We start from the raw sequence: 20,684 nt of genomic DNA on the forward strand, positions 1-20,684 counted from the left end.
TTTAACTAAAAAAAGGGTGCTGCAAAGCTTTTCAGCCTTACTGCCCCCTTTTATATACTCAATTTTCATAAGAGTTAATCTTCTATAGTAATTAATCCTTTGAATAGTCCATAGACAAATTCTGTTGGATTAAAGGCTTGTAAATCTTCAATCCCTTCGCCCAAACCAACTAACTTCACTGGTAAATGAAGCTCATTACGAATAGCCAAGACAATCCCGCCTTTAGCTGTTCCATCTAATTTGGTCAAGACTAACCCTGTTACATCCGTTGTTTCTTTAAATTGCTTTGCTTGAACCATCGCGTTTTGTCCCGTAGTTGCGTCCAATACAAGTAAAACTTCGTGGGGCGCTTCTGGGACCTCTCTTTGAATAATACGTTTGATTTTTTCTAGCTCTTTCATCAGATGAACTTTATTTTGCAGACGTCCCGCCGTGTCTACAAGTAGAATATCTGCTTGCTGCTCTTTCGCTTTTCTAACAGCATCAAACACAACAGAGGCTGGATCTCCGCCTGCATCGCCATGCACGACCTCAACACCCGCGCGCTCACCCCACACGACTAGCTGATCAATAGCTCCCGCACGAAAGGTATCGGCTGCAGCAAGCAAGACTTTTTTGCCTTCATTTTTATATTGATAAGCTAACTTGCCAATACTAGTCGTTTTCCCAACACCATTTACACCTACAAATAAAATAATTGTTAACTCATTTTGTTGTAAGTTTAACGCATTATTTTCTTCTATTCCCTCTGATTCATAGATATTGACAAGTTTTTCAATAATCGCATTTTGAATTGCAGATTTTTTCTTAGCATTTTTAAGTTTTACTTCCTGTTTCAATTCTTCCGAAATTCGAATAGCTGTTTCAAACCCTACATCTGCACCAATTAACGTTTCTTCTAATTCTTCAAAAAAATCTTCATCTACAGAACGAAAATTGGCGAATAATTCGTTCATTCGCTCAGAAAAAGTTTTACGCGTCTTAGCCAACCCTTTATCGTATTTTTTTTCGACGAAAGCTTCTGCTTCTGCTTCTTCGGTGGCATTTTCTAAAACTTCCTCGTGAGTGACTGTTTTTGAAGCTAAAGGTTCTTCTGTCTTATCTAGTTTAACCTCTACCACTTCTTCCAAAGGCTCTTCTTTTTGATTAGTGTCTAGCGGTGATTTCGCTACAGGCTCTTTTGGGGGCTCCAAATCGTTTGGCTCATCGTGTTTCGTTGCTATTTCTTTCGACTCTGAATCTAGCTCTGGCTCCAGTTGCTCTTTTTTTTCTTCTTCAAGAGGGACTGAATTGTTTTTTTCTTCTTTTTTGTTCCCGCTAAATGTTTTCTTTAATTTATCAAAGAATCCCATCTTTCTCCCTCCATTCACTCTGCTTATAAAAATACATACTTTTTAACTACGTTCGCTACGCCTTCTTCATCGTTACTTGTCGTGATGAGATTTGCGTGTGCTTTGACAACTTCTACAGCATTCTCCATTGCGACACCAACACCTGCATATTCAATCATTGATAAATCATTGGCTTCATCCCCAATTGCCATTGTTTCTTCTTGCTTAATCCCTAAATAATGGGCTAGATTCGCAACGGCTTGTCCTTTGCTCACTTCCTTATTCAATACCTCTAACAAGCAATCTCTGGATTTTACGAAGGTAAACTCTTGCTTCACTTCTTCTGACAACTTAAGAATTTGTTCATCTAAATAATTTGCTTCTGCTGCCACTACCATTTTATTAAACGTTTCCTCTTCTTTCAAATCCGTTAGCATCCGCTTAGAATAGCTCATAAGTGGATTTAATTCGCTATAAAAAGAGGCATGCTTCAATGGTTGTGGTACTAAGTGAAATACCTTTTGATTGGAAACCACATCTGCTGGCAACTGAACTCGCTCTAATTCTTGGGCGACTTTTTGGACATCTTTTAAAGACAATGTATACTCTCTAAGAACTTCTCCTGTATCATTTTTTTGAATCAGTCCTCCATTAAACGTAATACTGTAGTCTCCTACTTCGTTTAGACCTAAGCGTTCAATAAAACTTGAAATTGAGGCAAGCGGACGTCCCGTACAAATGACGACTTTCACACCTTTTTCTTTGGCTTTTTGTAATACCTCTAAACTATTGTCCGTAATTTTTTTTTGGCTATTAAGTAACGTTCCATCTAAGTCGATGGCGATTAGCTTGATCATTGTTAGCTACGACTCCTTTTTCTCTTCCATTTTATCGACATCTTCTAGCCGAACAGATACAATTGTTGAAACGCCCGACTCTTGCATTGTCACACCATATAAAACATCCGCCGCTTCCATGGTTCCTCTGCGGTGCGTAATAACTATAAACTGCGTATCATCTTCAAAACGACTAAGATATTTTCCAAAACGATTGACATTCGCTTCATCCAAAGCTGCCTCGACTTCATCTAAAATACAAAATGGAACAGGGCGAACTTGAATAATAGAAAATAACAACGCAATAGCCGTCAAGGCACGTTCTCCACCTGATAACAGACTCAAGCTTTGCAATTTTTTCCCTGGTGGCTGGGCCACAATTTCCACGCCTGTATTTAATAAATCATAGGGATCAGTTAGTCTTAATTCAGCATGACCTCCACCAAACATGCTTGGAAAAACCTTCTGAAATTCTAGACTAATCGCATCAAAAACTTGGCTGAATTTTTCTTTGACAATTTCATCCATTTCAGTCATCGTACTAAACAAACTATCTTTGGCCTCTAAAAGATCATCTCTTTGTGTGGTCAAAAAGAGATAGCGCTTCGAAACTTCTTCAAATTGTTCAATTGCCGCTAAATTAATTGGCCCCAACTCATCCATTTCTTGTTTGAGACGTTTCCGATTTTCTTTCGTAATTACTAAAGTTTCAGCCTGCATCTCCACACTGTTTTTAGCCGCCTCATAGGTGAATTGGTACTCCTCTTGTAGATGTATCAACAACGTATCCAAGCCAACCTCAGCACGGTCCTTGAGTACTTGGGCTTGCGCTTTTTCTTCAAGCAACAACTGCTGGGCTTTATTTTTCTCAACGAGTTGTTGATCTTGTTCAGCTATTTCCTGATGTAATTGTTCTCGCTCCTGCTTATGTGTTTGAAGTATCGTTTGAATGTCCGCTTTTTGTTCGTACAAAGTCTGCATTTTCTTTTGCAGTGACTCATGGGTTTCACTATGTGCAGAAGAATTACTAGTCAAAAGTTGCAACTGCTGGTCAATTTTTTTCACTTGCGCTTGCCATTCTGAAATGTCAATTTCTTGTTTTTTCTGCAAGGACTCTAAATGAAGCAACTGTTCTTTTGCTACCGCAACTTTCGCCTGACAATTGGTTACTTTTTCTTGGGCTTGCTCTTTCAAAGTTGCATTTTGACTTGCTTCTTCATCTGTTTGATTCATACGCTGATCGAGAAACTCTCTTTTTTCTTGGAGTTCTTTTTGTTTCTTCTCTAGCTCTTTCTTTTGGATTTCGTACTCTTTTAAGAAAAAGGCTAACTCTTTTGAACCAAATTCTACAGCTTGGACTTCTCGTATACATTGGGTCAAATCCATCTTTGTCCGTTCAAATAAACCTGTCAATTCACTCACTTCCATACGGGCATTTTCACCAGATAAACGTAATTCTTCCAAACGAGTTTCATCTTGAAGTAGCTGAGACTTCAAAGTCGCTACTTGCTTTTCACGAGCCGTTAAATCAACTTCCATTTTTTCAACTTGCTCGCTTAATGATTCTAGCTCGCTCGCTTGAGAAAATAAATTTCCTTGATTGCCACGCTTGTTTGCCCCACCTGTCATTGAGCCTCCTGGGTTCATAATATCTCCATCAAGAGAAACGACACGATATTGATAACGAACCTGTTTGGCAATTAAGTTGGCAGCCTCTAAATTTTCAGCAAGAATCGTATGACCTAATAAATTTTGAATAACACCTTGTACCGTTTTGTTATAAGTAACTTTTTCACTAGCAAGTCCTAAAAAGCCACTCGTTTTCTCTAAACTTGCATAAGTTTCTCTTGGCATTCTACGCGGTTTGATGGTAGTAATCGGTAGAAATGTCGCTCTTCCTAACCGCTGCTGTTTTAAAAAAGTAATCGCTTGACGCGCACTTTTTTCATCCTCAACCACAACATGTTGTGCACTTCCACCTAAGGCTGTTTCAACTGCTAGTGCAATTTCTTTTGGTACTTTGATTAATTCCGCTACTGCTCCGACAATCCCACTCAAACGATGCTTAGATTTAAGAACTGCCTTCACCCCTTGGTAAAAACCAGCATAATTTTCTTGTAAATCTTGCAAACTCTTTTGACGTGCTTTTCCCTGTTGCAAAATACGCATCGCATCATACATTTGTTTTTCTTTTAGTTCAATCAATTGTTTACTTTTGGCAATAGTACTTTGATAGTGTTGATAGTCGCCTCTTAGTTGTTCTAGCTCAGTAGTCTTTTCTTTTAGTCGTTGTTCAAGCTCCGCTACTCTAGTCGTTAACTCTTCTTTTTGACTCCGTAGCGCTTCATAGCCATCTAGATTTTTTTGACTTTTACTGGTCTCTTGTTGGTATTGCTTTTCTAAATATTTTAACTCGTTGCCAGTAGTTGCTTGAGCTTGCATAATTTCAACATATTCGCTACGCATTTCTTCCAATTGCTCTTTTGTTGACTTACTGTAACGCAATACTTCTTTTTCTAGATTTGCACATTCTCCTTTAAATTGTGCTAACTGAGCTGTTTTTTCAGCTACTTTTTTCTCTAAATCAGCGGATTCTCTTTCACTCAGTTCTAATTTTTCCCGTGTACTTTCCAACTGTTCTTGATAGTCATCTGCTGACTTCAGCGTATTTTTAGAGCGTTCAGACAAAACGTTTTTTTGCCCTTCTGCCTGCTCATATTGTTCGGTTAGTTGCAGCAACGTTGCTTGCTCTTGATCCATTTGAGCATCTAGTAACGTTCTGCTCTGACGCAAATCCACTAAAGTTTTTTCTAAAGAGTCCATTTCCACATTCAGCTTATTTAATTTTTGATTATACCCAGCAATGGCTTGTTCTTCTTGTTTTTGATTTTGTTGCAAATTTTGAATTTCTTGAACAGTGATTGCTATATCTAATTGGGTAAACTGCTCTTTCAATGTCAAAAAGTGTTCTGCTGTGGCACTTTGCTCTTTTAATGGCAACAATTGACCTTCTAATTCATGGACTATATCTTGTACCCGGTCCAAATTGTCTTCTGTTTCAAACAGTTTATGCTCTGCTTTTTTCTTACGTTGCTTGTACTTTAAAACTCCTGCAGCTTCTTCAAAAATACCACGTCGATCCCCAGGTTTGCTATTAAATATCGCTTCTACTTTCCCTTGGGAAATAATGGAGAATGACTCTTTTCCAAGACCAGAGTCCATAAAAAGATCTACAATATCTTTTAAACGACAGCTTTGTTTATTCAGATAAAACTCACTTTCTCCAGAGCGATACAGTCTTCTTGTCACACTGATTTCACTAAAATCAAGTGGTAAAAAATGCTCTTGATTATCTAAAACAACCGTGACCTCCGCAACATTTAATGGGTTACGAATATCCGTTCCAGAGAAGATAATATCTGGCATTTTCCCCCCACGCAAATTTTTGGCAGATTGTTCACCTAGTACCCAACGAATCGCTTCTGTAATATTACTTTTTCCACTACCATTTGGTCCTACAACCGCCGTGAGCCCTTGGTCAAATTCAATTACGGTGCGATCTGCAAAGGACTTAAAACCTGCAATCTCGATTTTTTTCAAATACACGAACTACGTGCTCCTCTCTTTTTAAAGTCTTTTCACAAAGAGCTTATCTTTTTTCTCTCATATAGGTTTCAAGTGCTACAGCTGCTGCTTGTTGTTCTGCTGTTTTTTTTGATTTTCCTGTTCCTGTTCCAATCAGCTTACCCTCAGCATATACCTCAATCCAAAATCTGCGATCATGGGCTGGTCCATCTTCTTTTAGAAGGTGGTATTCGATTTGAACATCCCCATTTTTCTGCAAAACTTCTTGTAAAGCCGTTTTGTGATCCATCTCATGTGAAAAAACACCCGCTTTGATTTTAGGAAAGACAACTTGACGTAAAAAACATACAACTTTTTCTAGTCCTTGGTCTAAATACAACGCACCTAGAAAGGCCTCGAACAAATCACATAGTAATGCTGGCCGGGTACGCCCATTAGAGTTCTCTTCTCCCTTACCTAACATAACGAATTGGTCAAAAGAGCATTCTTTGGCAAATTTAGACAAGCTATCCTCACACACAATAGCTGCTCTCATTTTGGTTAATTTTCCTTCTGGCTCTTTTTCAAAACGCGTATATAAATAACGTGAGATGATCAGCTCTAAGACTGCATCTCCTAAAAATTCCAATCGTTCGTTGTCTTCTAAGTGTAAATTGCGATGTTCATTCACATAAGATGAATGGGTAAATGCTTGTTCTAATAATTCGACTTGGTTAAACACAATATCATAATTTGTTTTTAGCAAGTTGTTTAGTTGATTATCCATCTGCTACAGTCCTTTATTAGTTTCTTTTTATCCTATTCTATTATACTTGGTTTTTTTCATTTTTGAAATGGTTTACCATAAATCTCTAATGATCGATTTTTCCTTTTAGGAACTAACTGGGTGAAAAAAATAAAAAAGTCAGAATTTTCGACTGACAATCGAAAAATTCTGACTTTTAGTCCCTTCTATTATCCTGCTTTTTTCTCAATTTAGCTGTTTACAGTTTGATTGTATTTTTTTGAGGCTAATTTTTCTTGATAGTCTGCTACTTCATCTTGAGTACAATAAACAAAATGCTCAGGGGCAACTTCTCGCAACGTGCGTTCTTTCCCATCATCTGGAGCTGGTTGGTACACGACTCTTCGCCTTGTTTTTTCATAATCTGGATCAGGTAACGGAATAGCTGAAAGTAAGCTTTCTGTATAGGGGTGTAACCCGTACCGATACACTTCTTCGCTTGACCCAACTTCAACCAGTTTTCCGTAATACATCACACCAATCCGATCACTGATATATTTTACCATAGACAAGTCATGTGCAATAAACAAGTAGGTCAGATTTTGCTCTTTTTGTAACTCTTGAAGTAGATTCACAACTTGCGCTTGAATGGAAACATCCAGTGCGGAAATAGGTTCATCACAAATGATAAATTTCGGCTTAACCGCAAGCGCACGCGCAATCCCAATCCGTTGTCTTTGGCCTCCTGAAAATTCATGTGGATATCTCGTTCCATGTGAAGCTTCTAGTCCCACCGTTTCCAAAAGTTCGTTTACACGCTGATTGCGTTCTTCTTTCGACTTAGCTAAGCCATGAATATCAATGCCCTCAGCAATAATATCTTTGACTTTCATTCGAGGATTTAAAGAGGCATAGGGATCTTGATAAATCATTTGGATATCTTGGCGAAACTTATGTAAATTGATTCGCCCTTTTATCTGGCTAATGTCTTCTCCCTCAAAAAGAATTTTTCCATCTGTTGGTTGATACAAGCGACTGATACTTCTTCCAGTGGTCGATTTTCCACAACCAGATTCTCCTACTAATCCGAATGTTTCACCTTCATAGATTGAAAAGCTCACATCATCTACAGCTTTCACTTCATCTTTACGCCCAACATTAAAATATTGTTTTAAGTTTTGAACTTCTAACACTTTTTTTCTCTCACTCAAATCAGCTGCCTCCCTTCTAAGAATGAGTTTTCATTCCATATTTTTTAGCAAAAATTTGGTGTCTGCGAACTACTTCTTCTGGTGGAGTTACCTTTGGTGCTCCTTTTGCAAGCAGCCAGGTCGCTGCTTGGTGTGTTGGCGATATCTCAAACATTGGTGGTGCTACGCGTGCATCAATCTTCATCGCATAGGCATTTCTTGGGTAAAAAGCATCTCCTGTCGGCGGATCTAACAAATCAGGGGGTGATCCAGGGATGGCATACAACTTCTCATCTTTCATATCAAGCGTTGGCATGGAGCTGAGTAAGCCCCAAGTATAAGGATGCTGCGCATTGTAAAAGATTTCTTCGGCTGTGCCAATCTCCACAATTCGTCCGCCATACATAACTGCTACTCGGTCTGCGACGTTTGCCACAACCCCCAAATCATGTGTAATAAAAATAATAGAGGTCTCTATTTTTTTCTGAATTTCTTTCATTAAATCTAATATTTGGGCTTGAATCGTCACATCAAGGGCCGTCGTTGGTTCATCGGCAATTAGTACTTCCGGGTAGCAAATCAACGCAATCGCAATCACAATCCGTTGTCTTTGCCCACCTGAAAATTGATGCGGATAATTTTTCAAACGCTCTTTCGCATTTGGAATTCCTACAAGCTTTAATAGTTCTAACGCGCTTGCAAGTGCTTCTTTTTTCGATACCTTTTTGTGCTTACGTAGTGATTCGGCGACTTGATTTCCGATATTCATTGTCGGGTCCAGAGACGTCATCGGATCTTGAAAAATCATGGCAATTTCTTTCCCACGAATGGCTTGCATTTGTTTTTCTGTTTTTTCAACAAGGTCTGCTCCTTTGAAGCGAATGGCCCCTTCATCAATCGAGGCATTACTGGAGAGAAGGCGCATGATACTTCTAGTTGTCACCGATTTTCCAGAACCTGATTCCCCAACAATCGCAAGCGTTTCTCCTTTGTATAAGTCAAAATTGACCCCACGAATTGCCTGTACTTTCCCTGCATAAGTTGCAAAGGATATGTTTAAATCTTTCACTTCTAGTATTTTTTCCATATTTTTCACCACACTAATCTTTCATTCTTGGATCGAAAGCATCCCGTAATCCATCGGCAAGTAAGTTAAAACAAATCATAATAACAGAAAGAACAATCGCTGGTGCCCACATCAAATGTGGCAAATAACGAAAAGTCTTATAACCATCACTAAGTAAAGTTCCCAATGAAGCAGCTGGTGCCCTTAACCCTAAGCCGATAAAACTTAAGAAGGCCTCAAAGAAAATCGCCGAAGGAATACTAAACATCAACTGAACAATAATTACACTCGAAATATTAGGTAAAATATGTTTTAGTGCAATTTTTGTCTTGGATTCACCCAGTGTTGTTGCAGCAAGGACAAACTCTTGATCTTTTATTTTCATGGTTTGTGCACGGACAATTCTTGCCATCGTAATCCATCCTGTAACAATCATCGCCAAAATAATCGACAACATTCCCGGTTTAAAGATGGTTAGCATCAAAATCATCACTACTAAGTTAGGAATTCCTGAGAGAATTTCCAAAATCCGCTGCATAATGTTATCTATGCGCCCTCCTTTGAGCCCTGAAATCAAACCATAGACAACTCCAATGCTCAAATCAAGGATTGCCGCGATAAACGCGATGATTAATGACATTCTAGTCCCCATCAGGAGTCTGGAAAGCTCATCACGTCCTAATCCATCCGTTCCTAAGTAGTAGTTTACATTTTTGGGTACGTTTAATTGTTTGTATTTATCTACTCGTTCATTTCCCACAATTGCGGTGCCATTAAACCCATTAATCGTCACACCGGGAATTCTTGGAGGCAAGTTTGTATAAGCTACATTTTGTTTCGTAGGATCGTGTGGGGAAAACCAGATGGATCCTATTGATATCAGAGCTATTAGGATCAATACTAACAAAGAAACAACTGCACTTTTATTTTTTTTCAACCTACGCCAAGAATCTTGCAAAAAATTAAGTGAGGGAGCGGCAATCTTTTCACGTTCATGTTGATGATTTTCAATTTTTAGTGGCTCAAAGCTGTCTTTTGGCAAGTTTTCCATTTCTACTTTTTCTACCATCAGTTACGTTCACCTCCAGAAACTCGAATTCTTGGATCCACAATTCCGTATAGCAGATCCACAATTAATATCACTACAACAAGCATTGTGGAGTAAAGAATAGTAACTGCCATAATGGTTGGATAGTCATTGGTCAAAATAGATTTTACAAACTGTTCACCAATCCCAGGAATTGCAAAGATATTTTCAACCACAAGTGAGCCCGTCATCAGACCGACAGTGAGTGGTCCAATCAACGTAATCAAAGGAATCAAACTATTTCTTAGCCCATGTCGAAAAGCAACTTGCCACTTGCTAAGACCTTTCGCCCGAGCCAGTTCGATGTAATCACTACTCAATACTTCTACCATTTCTGTTCGAATAAACCTCGCCGAGTCGGCCAGTGGCGACATCGCCAGCGCAATTGTAGGTAGTACCGTTGAAATAAACCCTTGATCCCACATAGCAATAGGAAATAAACGGATTTTAAAGGCAAAAAAGTATTGCAATAACACAGCAAAAACAAAATTTGGAATTGAACGTCCCAAAATAGCAGCCAGTGTTGCCAATGTGTCAATCCAAGTATTTTGTTTCATCGCAGCTATCACACCTAAAATGATTCCTAAAAAGGTTCCTAGTATGATAGCTTGTGCCCCCAATTGCATGGACGGCCCTACTCTGCTTGATAATAATTTGGAGACTGGTTGATTTTTAAATTGAAAAGAAGTACCAAAATCTCCCTTCACTAAGTTGGATAAATAAATGACATACTGTTCGACTTTAGGCTTATCCAGACCTGCTTGTTTATTTAATATTTCAATCTGCTCTGGTGTTAGCTTTTCTTGATTGACATAGGGTGATCCAGGCAAGAGATTCATTAGGAAAAAGGTTGCCGTTGCAATCAACCATAACGTCACAATCATGAAAAAAACACGTTTCAAAAAATACTTAGAAAAACTTTTCATGAAGATACCCCCGCGTTAATGTTTTTGACTTCTTTAAAAAAATCCGTTAAAGTAAACAGTAGTTTATCGAAATGAGTGAATACAATATGCAAACTGAAAAAAAAGCAGCCTTGACCATCGTAGGAATCCATTTATTCTTACTTCTCATCAAAATAATTTTTAACCAAAATATTTCTGTTACAGCGTATGGTGATACTTGCTTTATGATTGCTCTGTTTTTTCTGATGATTGGGGCATTATTTTCCATACTAGGATCAGGCTTTTTTGATTTTTTTCAAAAAAATATGAAACGCCAGTTGTTCCATAAAAAGAATATGAAAAAGGCAAATTTTATTCCACTTTCTCAAGTAGCCCCTCGCCGCCCAACTTACTGGTTTGAAGTAGCCACCTTCTTTTTACTTATTTCATTGTTGTCATTATTGTTCACTTAAGAGTTAATTATACAAAAGAATGAGTATTTTTCCAATTATTTAGATTAAAAAGCAAGTAAGAGTTTGAGGATCTTTTATCCCAAACTCTTTTTTCGTATCCTTCATTAAAAGAACTAAGAGGAATGAACCCGTGCAACTTCATTTTTTCGTGTTCGCCAATCGCGTTCCTGCCACAGATTTCTTTGCTTTCCCCTAGGCTCTTAACCTTATACGCTTGCACTTTTATTTTGTTAAATACGCCCATTTGTATTCATGATGTGCTCCTGTCGGGTGAACTGCTACCCCTTTGAGCTTGCTATTTCTCATGTGAGCTTCTGCTTTTTGATATAGTGGCACTACGCCCATATCGTGATCAATTACTTGGGCTGCGGTAATATAATCGGACCAACGCTTGTTTTCATCGTTTGCATTTGTAGTCGTTGCAGCTTTTACTGCCTGGTCATATCCCTTACTACTGTATCGTCCACGATTGTAGGAATTTCCTGTCACAAATAAATCTAAGAAACTACTTGGATCTGGATAATCAGCACTCCATCCACCTAAAACCATGTCAAAATTTCCTGCATTACTACGTTCTATTCTGACAGATAGTGGCACTGGACTGGTAGTCACTTTCACACCATCCAAATTTTCTTGAAGGACGCTTTGAATATACTCTGTATTCTTCTTACTCGAATCATTATCAGAAGAAAGCAAATCAATCGTTAAATTAGAAATTCCCAGTTCTTTTTTGGCCTTAGCCCAGTAATCTTTTGCTTTTTTCTTACTATAAGTTGCCGAAACATCCGCTTCTTTTACAAAATCAGTACCTGTTTTGGGATTTTTTGACATGTCTTCTGGTACCAGACTTTTCGCTGCAATTGAACCATCACCCAGAATATTTTTGGCTAATGCGTTGCGATCAATAGCATACGCAATGGCTTTTCTTACGTTTTCGTTTTTAAATGGTGAATCTGCCTTACTCTGATTTAATTCCAAATAGTAAGTTCCCGCTTGTTTTTCCGAACTGAACTCTTTTTCATTCGCCATTTGTTGCGCCAGTTCCCCTGTTAGAATGATGTCATCCATTTTCCCCTCCTGAAAAAGACTCAGCGAAGTCGAAGCTTCTTTTACTACGGATACATTTACTTTGTTAAGCTTCACTTGTTTTTTGTCCCAATACTGAGTATTTTTTGCATAGGTCCACTTAGTATCAGTCCCTGCTCCATCAAAATCTTTTAGCGTAAATGGACCATTATAAACCGCTTTGTCACTCGTTGAGGCATACTCTTTTCCGTATTTCTCTACCACCTTTTGATTTAGTGGATAAAATGTGGTAAAAGAAAGCAAATATTTGAAATAGCTGGTAGGTTGGGTTAGCGTTACTTTCAACTCCCAGTCATTTATCGCTTGAATTCCTAGCTCAGATTTGGCTTTTTTACCCTCTACAATTTCACTTGCATTGGTAACGGGTGCAAAAATATAAGAATACTCAGACGCTGTTGCGGGATCTACGGCTCGTTGCCATGCAAAAACATAATCGTTAGCCGTAACACTATCACCATTAGACCATTTTGCATCTTTTCTAAGTTGAATGGTATAAGTTAATCCATCCTTACTCACCTCAACATCAGTAGCACCTGCTAGTTCAAGTTCATTTTTTGCATTCAAGCGATAAATCCCTTCATACGTATTGGTGATGGCTTCACCACTCACGACATCTGTTGAAAGAGACGGATCTGCGCTTGTAATTTCTTGCTGTGCTACTACAGTGATTTCTTGCTTACTTGCCAACTTATTAGTTGATTTTGATTGACCACTTCCATTGCTAGAAGTCGAATTTTTTGAATTTCCACAAGCTACCAAACTTAAACTCGCTAATACGAGTATGCTAGCATAAAGGACTCTGTACTTTTTCATTTTATTTCCCCCCTGAAAATCAGAATAAATTAAAAAAAGATTAAAAAGATTAAAATCTTATGTTAATATTACTCTATTTTCATTAAAAATCAACACTTTTATTTCAAGTTAAGAAAATTAACTGGATAATTGAAGGTAAAAACCACTAATAAACCTTGATAGTTCAATCTTTTTACTGTAAATTTATTAAATTTTTTATTTTTTTGAACTTATTTCCAAATTAGAAGCGCTTAAATCTTTCACTTTAAAAAATAATTCTTTATAAAAAAAACAGATAAGAAAACGCTATTAATTATTGCAAAAAAAGATGAGAAGAAAAATTCTTCTCATCTTTTTACTTCATTGATTATCTAGTTTTAGAAGTTAATTCAATTCCGTAGAATCCTTTAACATCTCCGTAAGACCAGTCAAACCCTTTAACACGGTTATTTACAGGCATTACTTCATTACGATATAGTGTAGGAACAACTACTGCTTGTTCATACATATATTTTTGCCATGCATCGTAATTTTCTTTTCTTGTTTTAGAATTAAATGATTCTTTAGAATCAATTGCTTTTAGTAATTTTTCACTTTCATCTGTTGAATAACGAGCATAGTTGTAAGATGCAGACTTACTGTATAAACCAGCAGGTGATGGTGCAGAGCTTAAGCCCCATGCAGCTTGGTATACATCAATACCAGGATCATCGTTTTTCAATTTGTCATAGAATGATTGGAAATCAAGTAAACGTCCAGTTGTAAGTTCTACTCTTAAGCCAATTTTTTTCCATTGTTGGATGTAGTAATCAGCAATTGGTTGTGCTGTTTCTCCACCTGACATTGAAGCAAAGTTAATTGTTAGTTTCTTACCGTTTGCATCTTCACGGTAACCATCTTTATCTGTATCTTTATAGCCAGCTTCATCTAATAATTTTTTCGCTTTTTTGATATCTAATGTATAACCTTTAATTTCAGAATCATGTAGTTCTTTAAAGATTGTTGGAATCAAAGTTGTTCCGTTTGAACGTAAACCATTATAGAATTTTTCACCGATTGCATTGTTGTCAATTGCGTAAGCCATTGCTTGACGTAGGTTTTTGTTGCTCATTTTTGCATTTTTATCTGTTACAACTTCACCTTTAACGCTATCCCATTTCCCTTGTTTGAATCCAAGGTAAGTATAAGCTAATTGTTGACGACCTAACATTTGGTAGCCATCAGTATCTTTGTATGTTGTATACGTATCTGTTGGCATTGAGTAAACCATGTCATATTTTTTTGCTTTCAAAGCTTCTGTAATTGAAGCAGAAGGCACACTTGTAAAGACGATTTTATCAAGTTTTGGCGTACCTTTGTAGTAGTATTTGTTAGGTGTATACTCTACAGATTCACCAGTTGTTACTTTGCTGATTACATAAGGACCAAATGTAACTGGGTTCTTACGTACTGCATCGCTCTTGTCTTGATCTTTAATGGCAATATTTTGGAAAACATGTTTTGGAATTGCATATGCATTAACTGCACCACCAGCTTGAAGCATATCTGGTGTCATTTCTTTGTAAGTAATTTTAACAGTATAGTTATCTACTTTTTCAATACCTGAAATTGTTGACGCTTTACCATCATGATACTCAGCCATTCCAACAACATTTTGGAAGTTATCATCGTAACGAACACCTGTGTAGTCTTTGTTCCCAATTAATTCATATGGATAGATAACATCATCCGCTGTTAACTCTTGTCCATCAGACCATTTTACACCTTTTTGAAGTGTAACTGTTGCAGTTTTTGCCTCTTTATCCAGTTTTAACTTCGCCACACCCTCATCTGTAATAGTGAAGTTGTCATCCATACTGAACAATGACTCAAATGCTGGTTTCATGAAATAATCATCATATGCATCCTCAAAGTATGCTTCTGAGAACATCCCTTTAAACTGTGTATCTGTAACAACTGCTACATCCAAGGTACCACCTTTGATAGCTTTGTTGCTATTTTTTACTTTTGTGACAAATTTGCTTGCATCTTCTGTTTGAGTGCTACTATTTGAAGATGAAGATTTGCTACCGCCACATGCTGTCAAACCAAGAACAGCTACCGCAGCTAACGTTACGAAACCTAAAAGCTTTTTCTTCTTCATTGCGTCTTCCTCCTAATTTATCCTAATCGTTGTCTTGCATCAGCTGAACGCTTAAACGCTTGACCAACATAATTTATACTTAACATCAAAACTAAGATTAGTATTGATGCTGGTACCCATACCCATGTTTTATTTGACAATACATCCCCGCTACTTGCATATCCAATCAACGTTCCTAAACTTGGTGTTGAAGAGGGTAAGCCAAATCCTAAGAAACTTAGGGTGGTTTCAATCCCGATATTTGCAGCAAAGTTCATCGTCAAATTTGTAATAATCAACGAACTTAGATTTGGCATGATTTCACTAAACATAATTTTAAAATCGCCAGTACCTAAAGTTTTGGAAGCACTCACATAATCTTTACGTGCTTCAGATAACGTTTTACTTCTAAACAACCGTGCTTTTCCTACCCAATAAAAAGCACTCATGATGATGACAAAAGATGTAACATTGTATTTAGGCACAATGGATACTAACACAATAATCATCATAATCATTGGTAAAATCATGATAAAATCCACAAAACGCATTAGGATATTATCAATCACTCCACCGTAATAGCCCGAAATAATTCCCAGACCAACCCCAATGATTGTGGTAATAATGGTAATCAAAAAGCCAATTGCCACCGAGTTTTTGGCACCAATAATCAGCTGACCAAAAACATCGCGTCCACCTTCATCCGATCCAAGTAAGAAATTCCCACCTGGTGGGGCATATTTATCAAAAATACTTACTGTCATGACTTTTGATTGGTCTGTGACCGCAGCACCGATAAAAATTATAAGTAATAGTGCAACAAGTAAAACGAGAGAAAACATCGCCAAACGATCTTTTTTAAACTCTCTAATAATCATACGAATCCCCATTGGGGGCACACTTTGCTCCGCTACAACCGCGTTATCTTTCTCTTTTTTCACTTAGCATCTTCCTTTCTTTTACAATTTTTACTGAATACGAATTCTAGGATCTACAATACTCATGATAATATCTGACAATAACGTTCCCACAAGAGTTGCAATTCCTAATATTAGTACCAAGGAAGTGATAATTGTATAATCGCGTTGTAAAATCGAATCAATAAACAGTTTCCCAACACCAGGGTAGCCAAAGATTTGTTCAATAACAACCGAACCACTTATCAAGCCAGTGATTTCATAGCCTAACTGTGACGCTACTGGCAGTGAAGCATTTCTAAAGATATGTCTTGTATAAATTTTGTTTGTTGGCACACCTTTTGAGCGCGCAGTACGAACATAATCTAATGACTGTGAATCAATCACTTCACTGCGCAAGTACTGGATGGTTACCGCCGTTGCAAGTAATGCTTGTGCAAGTGCTGGTAAGATTAAGTGATACAGCTTATCCAAGAAATAAGCAAAGGTCCCTGGAGATACGCTGCTTGAGACAGAACCCGTTGTCGGGAACCAATCTAAGCGATATCCAAAGATAAACAATGCCAATAAAGCAAAGATAAATGGTGGGAAAGCAAAACTTACAAAGTTATAGATAACTACTACTTTATCTAAAATAGAATCTTTGTATCTACCTGCTAACAATCCTAAAGGTAAGGCAATTAGATAGGTAATAATTACTGTAAGTAATGACAACCAAATCGTATTCAATGCTCGGTTCCCAATAATGGTTGCAACGGGCAATTTGTAAATAAAGCTATTCCCAAGATCACCTTTCAATGCATTTCCAATCCAACGAACATACTGAACATTCCACGGATCATTTAATCCTGCTGCTTCTTTCATTTTTGCGATAACAGCTGGATCTTGGTTAGGATTGATTAACCCTGTAAAGGGATCTCCTGGCATCATTTTCGCTAAAATAAAAATCAAAACACTCAAGATAATCACTTGTGGAATCATTAAAATAATTCTGCGTAATATTGTTTTCCACATATTAGACTCCCTCACTTTCTACATGTTTTAATGCAACTTGATGAGTGGGACTAATGGTTTTCAAATCATACACGCGTCCATTTTCGTCATAGTATTCTTTTTGTAAAGAACTATATTCTTTTTCAACTTCACGACGTTGTTGCATGTGTTTTTCTCTGTTTGGTACGTCAATACGTGGAATCGCTGATAACAATCGTTTTGTGTAGATATGTTGTGGATTCGTATAAATCTCTTCACGAGTCCCAATTTCGACGAATCGGCCTTTTGTCATAATAGCAATATTATCACACATATATTTTACAACACCCAAGTCATGTGAAATGAATAAATAGCTCAAACCAAATTCTTCTTGGATTCGTTTCATAAAGTTTAATACCTGTGCTTGAACTGACAAATCTAATGCTGAAACGGGTTCGTCTGCTACAATCAATTTTGGACTACTTGCAACCGCACGTGCAACACCTAAACGTTGTCTTTGTCCACCAGAAAACTCATGTGGATACTTGTAAAGAGCATCCTCAGGCATACCAACAATATCTAGTAAGGATTTTACTTTTTTCTTTTCTTCTTGATCCGATAAACGTTCAAAATTACGAATTGGTTCTGCGATAATATCGATTACTCGTTTTTTAGGATTCAAACTAGACATGGCATCTTGGAAAATCATCTGTACATCACGATTATATTTTGTTTGCTTACGAACACCTCGTTTTGTCACGTCATTTCCATTATAAATAATTTGACCGCTTGTAGCCTTTTCGAGACCTAAAATGGTTTTCCCAATAGTAGATTTCCCCGAACCAGACTCTCCAACTAATCCGTAAGTTTTTCCCTTTTCAATCGTAAAATCGACACCATCTACCGCTAAAACATGATCAGTTACTCGATTCAAAAAACCGCTGCGGATAGGATAGTGGACTTTAAGATCCTTGATTTGAATTAATTCCATTATACCTCTCCCTTTTCGTCTCTAAAGTGAAAATGTTTGTAACACGTACAACGCACCAAGTGATTAGGTGAAACTTCATGCAATGTTGGGTTTTCTTCATGTTCTTCCGCTTTAATCCACGGAATACGTGCAGCAAACCGACAACCAGTTCTTGGTAGGTTTTTAAGTGAAGGAACGGTTCCTTCAATTACATGTAACTCTTCATCTAATTCATCTTCGCGAGGAATGGAGTTAAGTAGTGAACGTGTATATGGATGTTGAGGATTTTCAAACAATTCTTCTACTGGCGCTTGTTCGACAATTTGTCCCGCATACATAACCGCAACTTGATCAGCCATTTCTGCAACCACACCCAAGTCATGGGTAATCAGAATAATTCCAGTTTCTGTTTCTTCTTGCAACATTTTAAGTAAATCAAGAATTTGTGCCTGGATGGTAACGTCTAACGCAGTGGTTGGTTCATCTGCAATAATAATTGGCGGTTTACATGCAATCGCAATCGCAATAATGACACGTTGACGCATCCCACCAGAAAGCTCGTGAGGATATTGTTTCGATACACGAACTGGGTTTGGTATCCCAACTTGGTCTAATAGCTCTAAAACGCGTTTTGCTTTTTGCTCTTTTGTAAATGTAGTGTGGTACGAAAGAGACTCTGCAATTTGGTCACCAATACGCATAAGTGGGTTAAGTGCAGATAAAGGATCTTGGAAAATCATTCCAATATCATTTCCACGAATTTTGTTGTACAGCGCCTCGTTTAGATCAAGTAGATTTAAATCGTTGTAAAGGACTTCCCCTTCGATTTTCGTCTTATTTGGATCATGAAGCCCCATAATCGTTGTGGCCAATGTACTTTTTCCACAACCTGACTCCCCAACAATTGCTAAGATTTCATTTTTTTTCAATGTTAATGTTACATCGTCAACAGCATCAAAGTACTGGTCTTTGATTTTAAAACCTGTATGTAGATTATTTATTTCTAGCAATGACTTATCCTTCGTCAACAGGATTCCCCTCTCTATTTCTATCAAGTTCTTCAAGTATTACCCCCGTGGATTACCTGAACATAATTGATATTTGTCAATTAATATTCACTAATTATAGTCAATACTTTAACTTTTTGCAATGCTTTTATCACTATTTTCTAATAAACTCTTTAACAACTGTTTAAAAAAGGACACAAACTCTTGTCCCTTAAGCTATTGTCAGATTTTTACTTATGATCAGCAATGTAATTGACTGCTGCACCAACAGTCTGAATCTTTTCTGCATCTTCGTCAGAAATTTCAGTTCCAAATTCTTCTTCTAACTCTAAGACAAATTCCATGATACTAATTGAATCTGCACCTAAGTCTTCTTGAATACTCACATCTTCCGTAACTTTATCCTCTGCAATATCAAAATGCTTCACGATAATTGCTTTTACTTTGGTAAATACTTCCTCTCTACTCAAAGCTTTTTCCCCCTATCGGTATTCTCTTATAATTGCTACCTTCTATATTTTACTTATTTCTAAAGACCTTGTCTATATTTTCAGACAAACTAATTTTTCACACAATTCTCATTTTATGCTTGTGTTTCAAAGTGTTCAACCAGCTCTTCGATAACATGGCTTTCCAACATCGTGTAAATTTGTTGAATTGTATAGTTTACTGCTTCTGGACCGGTTGAACCATGTGTTTTAATCACAGGTGCCTTAACCCCAAATAGCACCGCACCACCATGAGTCGAATAATCCAATTCTGTTTTCATTGATTTAAGAGCATCTTTCAGCATAAGGGCTCCAAATTTCCCCTTAATGCCTGCATCTAATATAGAAGATTTTAATAACTTCATCAATTCCATCGCAGTTCCTTCTATAGATTTCAGTACTGCATTTCCAGTAAAACCGTCTGTCACGACAACGTCAGCAACCCCACTCAACAAATCTCTAGCCTCAACGTTTCCCACAAAATGGATACTTGGCTCTTCAGCTAACAATTTGTAAGCTGCTTTGGTTAGTTCATTTCCCTTGCCATCTTCCGTTCCGTTATTAAGCAGCCCAACTCTTGGCTTTGCAACTTTGCGTACATTTCTTGCATAATAAGAACCCAAAACTCCGTATTGTAATAAATGTTCTGGTTTGTTCTCCGCATTGGCCCCCATGTCAATAAAGTCAAAGCCCCCTTCATTAGATCCAACAAAAGGCATCGTTGTCATCAAACCAGGGCGTTCAATGTTTTTGATTCTTCCTATGATAAACAGCCCTGCTGCTAGCAAGGCTCCTGTATTTCCTGCTGAAAAAATAGCATCTGCCTCTCCGTTTTTTACTGCTTGAGCTGCCAAAACCATGGAAGCTGTTTTTTTCCGACGGATTGCTTTGACTGGTTCATCCTCTCCATTAATTTTTTCATCCGTATGAATAATTTTAACATTTGTGGCATCTGTCACATATTTTTTAATCTCATCTTCTTTTCCATATAATAGAAATTCAATTTCTGGATGTTCCTTTTTGGCTAACATCACACCTTCGACAATTGCTTGTGGCGCATGATCTCCACCCATTGCATCTACTGCGATTTTCATTTATTAACGCCTACCTTCGTTTTTACTCATTTATTTTGCCTTACTATTATAGCATATTTT

The 20,684-nt window shown here is 37.5% G+C and carries 17 protein-coding genes; 1 reads left to right on the forward strand and 16 read right to left on the reverse strand.

Going from position 1 to position 20,684, the window contains the following annotated elements:
* Positions 1–74: 74 nt before the first annotated feature.
* The 8 genes from ftsY to opp3b all read right to left on the reverse strand — a co-directional run bounded on the left by ftsY (position 75) and on the right by opp3b (position 10,745).
* The gene (ftsY, locus tag CBF30_RS09940; protein WP_126826122.1) at positions 75–1,352 is read right to left on the reverse strand and encodes a signal recognition particle-docking protein FtsY; all 1,278 of its coding nucleotides are present in this window, start codon (positions 1,350–1,352) and stop codon (positions 75–77) included.
* A gap of 23 nt (positions 1,353–1,375) precedes the next feature.
* Positions 1,376–2,188, reverse strand: a complete 813-nt coding sequence (locus tag CBF30_RS09945; protein WP_126826124.1) for a Cof-type HAD-IIB family hydrolase — start codon at positions 2,186–2,188, stop codon at positions 1,376–1,378.
* A 6-nt stretch (positions 2,189–2,194) separates the two neighbouring features.
* On the reverse strand, positions 2,195–5,773 hold the full coding sequence (smc, locus tag CBF30_RS09950) for a chromosome segregation protein SMC (RefSeq protein WP_126826127.1): 3,579 nt from the start codon (positions 5,771–5,773) through the stop codon (positions 2,195–2,197).
* Between the two features lie 43 nt (positions 5,774–5,816).
* Positions 5,817–6,518 carry a ribonuclease III gene (gene rnc, locus CBF30_RS09955; RefSeq protein ID WP_126826132.1) on the reverse strand — a complete coding sequence of 234 codons (702 nt, stop codon included), beginning with the start codon at positions 6,516–6,518 and terminating at the stop codon, positions 5,817–5,819.
* Between the two features lie 209 nt (positions 6,519–6,727).
* Positions 6,728–7,687 carry an ABC transporter ATP-binding protein gene (locus CBF30_RS09960; RefSeq protein ID WP_126826135.1) on the reverse strand — a complete coding sequence of 320 codons (960 nt, stop codon included), beginning with the start codon at positions 7,685–7,687 and terminating at the stop codon, positions 6,728–6,730.
* A 16-nt stretch (positions 7,688–7,703) separates the two neighbouring features.
* Entirely contained in the window at positions 7,704–8,753 is a 1,050-nt protein-coding gene (locus tag CBF30_RS09965) for an ABC transporter ATP-binding protein (RefSeq protein WP_126826138.1), read from the reverse strand.
* 13 nt (positions 8,754–8,766) lie between these two features.
* Positions 8,767–9,801 carry an oligopeptide ABC transporter permease gene (gene opp3C / locus CBF30_RS09970; protein ID WP_126826141.1) on the reverse strand — a complete coding sequence of 345 codons (1,035 nt, stop codon included), beginning with the start codon at positions 9,799–9,801 and terminating at the stop codon, positions 8,767–8,769.
* A complete protein-coding gene (gene opp3b, locus CBF30_RS09975) occupies positions 9,801–10,745 on the reverse strand; it encodes an oligopeptide ABC transporter permease (protein ID WP_126826144.1) in 945 nt (314 codons plus the stop codon). The genes opp3C and opp3b overlap by 1 nt, the downstream gene beginning before the upstream one ends.
* Positions 10,746–10,816: 71 nt before the next feature.
* Between opp3b and CBF30_RS09980 the strand changes: the two genes are divergently transcribed.
* On the forward strand, positions 10,817–11,176 hold the full coding sequence (locus tag CBF30_RS09980; protein ID WP_126826147.1) for a DUF3899 domain-containing protein: 360 nt from the start codon (positions 10,817–10,819) through the stop codon (positions 11,174–11,176).
* A gap of 222 nt (positions 11,177–11,398) precedes the next feature.
* On the opposite strand, the gene CBF30_RS09985 is transcribed toward CBF30_RS09980, so the two are convergent.
* The 8 genes from CBF30_RS09985 to plsX form a co-directional block, all read right to left on the reverse strand.
* Positions 11,399–13,075, reverse strand: a complete 1,677-nt coding sequence (locus tag CBF30_RS09985; RefSeq protein ID WP_126826150.1) for a peptide ABC transporter substrate-binding protein — start codon at positions 13,073–13,075, stop codon at positions 11,399–11,401.
* 346 nt (positions 13,076–13,421) lie between these two features.
* Positions 13,422–15,197, reverse strand: coding sequence for an oligopeptide ABC transporter substrate-binding protein (locus tag CBF30_RS09990; RefSeq protein WP_126826153.1), 1,776 nt, complete (start codon positions 15,195–15,197; stop codon positions 13,422–13,424).
* A gap of 17 nt (positions 15,198–15,214) precedes the next feature.
* Positions 15,215–16,066, reverse strand: coding sequence for an ABC transporter permease (locus tag CBF30_RS09995; RefSeq protein WP_126826396.1), 852 nt, complete (start codon positions 16,064–16,066; stop codon positions 15,215–15,217).
* 78 nt (positions 16,067–16,144) lie between these two features.
* Complete coding sequence (gene opp4B / locus CBF30_RS10000) at positions 16,145–17,107, reverse strand: oligopeptide ABC transporter permease (RefSeq protein ID WP_126826156.1); 963 nt, start codon at positions 17,105–17,107, stop codon at positions 16,145–16,147.
* Between the two features lies 1 nt (position 17,108).
* Entirely contained in the window at positions 17,109–18,059 is a 951-nt protein-coding gene (locus CBF30_RS10005) for an ABC transporter ATP-binding protein (protein WP_126826159.1), read from the reverse strand.
* Positions 18,056–19,063 carry an ABC transporter ATP-binding protein gene (locus tag CBF30_RS10010; RefSeq protein WP_126826162.1) on the reverse strand — a complete coding sequence of 336 codons (1,008 nt, stop codon included), beginning with the start codon at positions 19,061–19,063 and terminating at the stop codon, positions 18,056–18,058. The genes CBF30_RS10005 and CBF30_RS10010 overlap by 4 nt, the downstream gene beginning before the upstream one ends.
* Before the next feature lie 209 nt (positions 19,064–19,272).
* Complete coding sequence (acpP, locus tag CBF30_RS10015) at positions 19,273–19,512, reverse strand: acyl carrier protein (protein ID WP_126826165.1); 240 nt, start codon at positions 19,510–19,512, stop codon at positions 19,273–19,275.
* A 113-nt stretch (positions 19,513–19,625) separates the two neighbouring features.
* Positions 19,626–20,624: a phosphate acyltransferase PlsX gene (plsX, locus tag CBF30_RS10020; RefSeq protein ID WP_126826168.1), complete on the reverse strand. Its 999-nt coding sequence runs from the start codon at positions 20,622–20,624 to the stop codon at positions 19,626–19,628.
* Positions 20,625–20,684 lie beyond the last annotated feature (60 nt).

The organism is Vagococcus entomophilus (assembly GCF_003987595.1).
Classification (GTDB): domain Bacteria; phylum Bacillota; class Bacilli; order Lactobacillales; family Vagococcaceae; genus Vagococcus_E; species Vagococcus_E entomophilus.